Raw genomic sequence first — 3,676 nt, 5'->3', positions numbered from 1 at the left:
CATTTGTAGCGCTGAGAACACCTCCGCTACCAGGTAAGCTACTAAATATAGCTTAGGCATGATGATAATTAGGAAAAATAATGAAACCCCTCTTTTTCCCATAGCTGGCTGGCGGATAGGGCCTATTCCAAGTAAAGGCGCTGTTATGTTTGAGCCCCACTATCTTGCAAAACCTTCCGATACCCCCGAACAAGCTCGAAAGGATAGACCTTATGTTCTAACTCCGGCACAAGCTCAGGAGTTAGGTGAAAAGTTGATGGAGGTAGCTCGGAAGGCAAGAACTTTCTAAGCTCTAGATTCTCTAGCTCACAATAATTAACTTTCATTATCGATTCCTTTTAAAACTGCTTCGCTTTGATCGGTAAAGCAGTTTTTTTATGTCTGAAATTTACCTACACCAATCTACGGCTAAGAAAATTAGCGCGCAAAAATACCCTGCCAGCAAAATACAGTTAATTACTAGCTACTAAATTAGGACTTAATTAATTTTTATTGAGCTTTAAGCCCAGTTAATTAATTACGGCTAAATTACCCAGATTGGGATTTTGGATAGATGCACTGTGGATTCATTTTCACTACTTCCATATCAGCTCTCCTTTTGGATACTGTACAAGTAGACAGACCTATTAGTTTCGATGACAGCTAAACAGAAACTCGGTATAGTTTTTACACAACATCAGTACTAGAACAAAGAAAGTCAGTTATTTACCTTCCTTCATTAGGCGCAATGTGCCTAGTTTCACCCCATAATTAGGCGTGTAGAAGCCTCTCAAGCACTAGTGTTAGTGTTGATAAGGGTTTATTATGTTTAGTCGTGCGGACGACCAGCAGGAGTCCGGCTTTTTTGTTATTAAAGCAATCCTATACATAAACTTAGTATATTTCAAGAATAATATTAGTCGATTTATGGTCGAGATTTGGCAAAAACTAAGATCACGCAGGCGCGAGCTTGATATCACTCAAGAGGAAGTTGCAGAGTATTGCGGCGTAACTAAAGGGGCTGTAGCCCTATGGGAGTCAAAAGACCCAAAGAAGCGGAACGTTCCAAGAAAGAATAAACTTACAAAACTAGCCCAGGTACTTGATGTGCCAGTTGAGTGGTTTATTGATGAGAATGCTGAGTTATCAACGCTTCGAGCAACAATTGCTGATGTTGAAGAAGATGAGTACCAAGCATCGAAAATGGAAGCTGAGTCTGAAGAAAGAAGCATGCAAGTTATCTTAGAGCTAAATAATTTATCTCTCATGGGTAAGCTAACCAAAGAAGATATTCAGATCCTTGAAGCATTAGTAAGCATTGCTAAGAAACGCTAACTCCCTCATCTGATAAGTCTGCAAGCCCATCTCCTCAAGCACCTCTAAAACTCATCAATTAGTTTTCTCTATTTAGTTGGTAATCTAAATCAAAAATGTTTATTTAAAAGTATTTGAAAATATACATTTCTTATTTTAAATTAACTGTTGTGACATTGCTAAGGACAGCATGAAGATGATTACAACAGATGGACACTGGCAAGCGCATTTAGACAATCCGCACCTTGCACCGCGTGAAACAGAGTATTGCTTAGGCTTACTGTCTGGCAAAACTGACAAAATAATCGCCCGCGAACAAGGTGTAGAGCCTGGCACAGTTAGCAACAGAATAAAAAACGTACATTACAAGCTGAAAACTGCTAATCGAGCGCACCTGGTAGCCGAGTTAATCCGGCTAAAAATCGTCACACTCAATGTTTCACCTCTGGTGATGATGTTGTTGGCTGTATTTGTCGTAAATAGTGTGCCGATTGTAGTGAATGATAACCCTGATAAACCCCGGCAAGTCCGCATAGTACAACGGACTGGAAGACGGCCAGAGTATTTGCCGTTAGACAATAATGCAAAAGGAGACGAGCTATGTATGAAGACACAGCTGTATATCAGCTAAAAGCCAATGCTGATTATGTAGTGGAAATGTTATTGGGTGGGTTTGGAGAAGCAGCGTTTAAACCCTGCGGTAAACATGAAGAACTAAGCTATGGGTTTGTACCAGTTAAAAAAGGCGATTATTTAATTACTCGTAAAAAACAAGCATTGTTCAGGGTTAAATTAGAGAAAAAAATATTATCGCCAGCTGTTTTAAAGAAACATGTCGTTGAAGCGGTTGAAGATCACAAAGATTTGACTGGCGAACGGCTATCAAAACAGCAGGTTGAAACATTGAAGCAGGAAATTAAAACCGGGTTGCTTCCTCGGGCACCAACGATAACTACAGTGGTTGAGGCGTACATTGATACAGAGCGAGGCTGTTTAGTCGTTAACAATCCTGATAAAGATGCCAATAAGGTTTTGATACAGTTATTTATGCAAACGCTCGGTAGCAGCTCAAGAACTATTACGTTAGATACGGTGGCAGCATGACGATGGCTACTCACTTACCTAAGAACGAAATAATTAATAACCAACAGCTAAGGAGAAGAAAAACAGAAGCTGATTTGATGTGGGATAAAATAACCGAAAAATATCAAGCTGATTTAGCTATTCATAATAGCTTGCGCTGTCGTATGCGGTATGTGCTTGATAAAACCCGGCATAAATTATTAGTAGAACCAGCAATATTTTAAGTTAATTAAAAATTAGTTTTTAATCGCTCAGTTTTGAGTCACGGTATCTTATTGTCTAAAAAAGGGAATATTATGAGGCTTCAACCACCTGCAGTGCGCACTAATGAAATTGAAAAACAGATAAAACGTGATTTTTCAAAACATCAAGTTACTGAATTTGCTAATACTAAGCATGCCCAGATTTACCGATGCCAACAGCCTGGCACATGGATCAACGGCTTTGACATTATATTAGCTCCAACCTGCATCACTGTTAGTGGCGATATTGGAGAAGTTTTGTATACAGTTGGTCGAGGGCTAAAGTTTTTAGCGGGTTATGGTTGTTCTAGTTATGGGTTTGAAAAACTAGATGATGCGTATAGAAATAAAAAAGAAGTAAATAACTATGCGTTAGCAGAGTATGTGTATAATCTGATTTACGATCTATTAGAGCTAGAAAATATTAATAGTAAATATTTTCCTGAAGAGCTTATACCTCCTTCAGAAATTGATGAAAGCAAACCAGAAAAATTACAGCTAGCTATCGAATTTCTGTGGTTAGATGTCCTAGAAAAACTTTACTTGCCTGATGAATACATTGAAAACGAAGAGTACCCAGAGTGGTTAAATCAAATAGAAGTTAGCGAAGAAAACTTAGAAATTATCTATAACATGAGTGATCATTTAAGAGATCACGATTATACGCCAGATGAGCATGAACTTTACCAAATTATTCGTGATACGCACTGGGATGACATAGACCCAGAGTGGTTTGATGGAGGTTTTTTGGTCGAAGCAAGGAGTGTTTCATGGGTGACATCTTGCGCTCAATGGGCTGCTGCTAAATGGCTAGAAGAGAATAAAAGTGAAGCCGCCTAATAAATTTAGACAAGAAATAAAGGATTAAATATGAGCATCATTCAGCAACTAGCAATAAAGGCTAAGCGGGACGCAGATAAGAAAAACGAAGCTAATTCAATAAAGTATTCCTTAGCAAAACAAGTACCTGATATGAAACAGGGGTTTTCCATTCAAACCAATTACGGTTCTATTCAGATTGATAGTAGCGAAGCAAGTGAGGTGGCTGCTGTTGTTGA

Annotated in this window: 7 protein-coding genes; all 7 read left to right on the top strand. The window is 38.7% G+C overall.

The features are described 5' to 3' along the window. Positions 1-58: 58 nt before the first annotated feature. Positions 59-289, top strand: coding sequence for a hypothetical protein (locus ORQ98_RS29780; protein WP_425347732.1), 231 nt, complete (start codon positions 59-61; stop codon positions 287-289). A gap of 515 nt (positions 290-804) precedes the next feature. Continuing rightward, positions 805-1,314, top strand: a complete 510-nt coding sequence (locus ORQ98_RS29105; RefSeq protein WP_274692332.1) for a helix-turn-helix domain-containing protein — start codon at positions 805-807, stop codon at positions 1,312-1,314. A gap of 175 nt (positions 1,315-1,489) precedes the next feature. After that, on the top strand, positions 1,490-1,924 hold the full coding sequence (locus ORQ98_RS29100) for a helix-turn-helix transcriptional regulator (protein ID WP_274692331.1): 435 nt from the start codon (positions 1,490-1,492) through the stop codon (positions 1,922-1,924). Next, a complete protein-coding gene (gene rdgC / locus ORQ98_RS29095) occupies positions 1,894-2,397 on the top strand; it encodes a recombination-associated protein RdgC (protein ID WP_274692330.1) in 504 nt (167 codons plus the stop codon). Before ORQ98_RS29100 ends, rdgC begins: the two co-directional genes overlap by 31 nt. A gap of 2 nt (positions 2,398-2,399) precedes the next feature. Continuing rightward, entirely contained in the window at positions 2,400-2,600 is a 201-nt protein-coding gene (locus tag ORQ98_RS29090) for a hypothetical protein (protein ID WP_274692329.1), read from the top strand. A 72-nt stretch (positions 2,601-2,672) separates the two neighbouring features. Next, positions 2,673-3,458 (top strand): hypothetical protein, encoded by a 786-nt coding sequence (locus tag ORQ98_RS29085; RefSeq protein WP_274692328.1) that lies wholly within the window; start codon positions 2,673-2,675, stop codon positions 3,456-3,458. 30 nt (positions 3,459-3,488) lie between these two features. Then, the coding region (locus ORQ98_RS29080) for a hypothetical protein (protein WP_274692327.1) at positions 3,489-3,676 on the top strand (188 nt) is incomplete at its 3' end.

Origin of the sequence: Spartinivicinus poritis (assembly GCF_028858535.1) — a bacterium.
Classification (GTDB): Bacteria; Pseudomonadota; Gammaproteobacteria; order Pseudomonadales; family Zooshikellaceae; genus Spartinivicinus; species Spartinivicinus poritis.
Note: the sequence above shows the minus strand (reverse complement) of the source record. Positions and strands in the feature narration are given on the sequence as shown.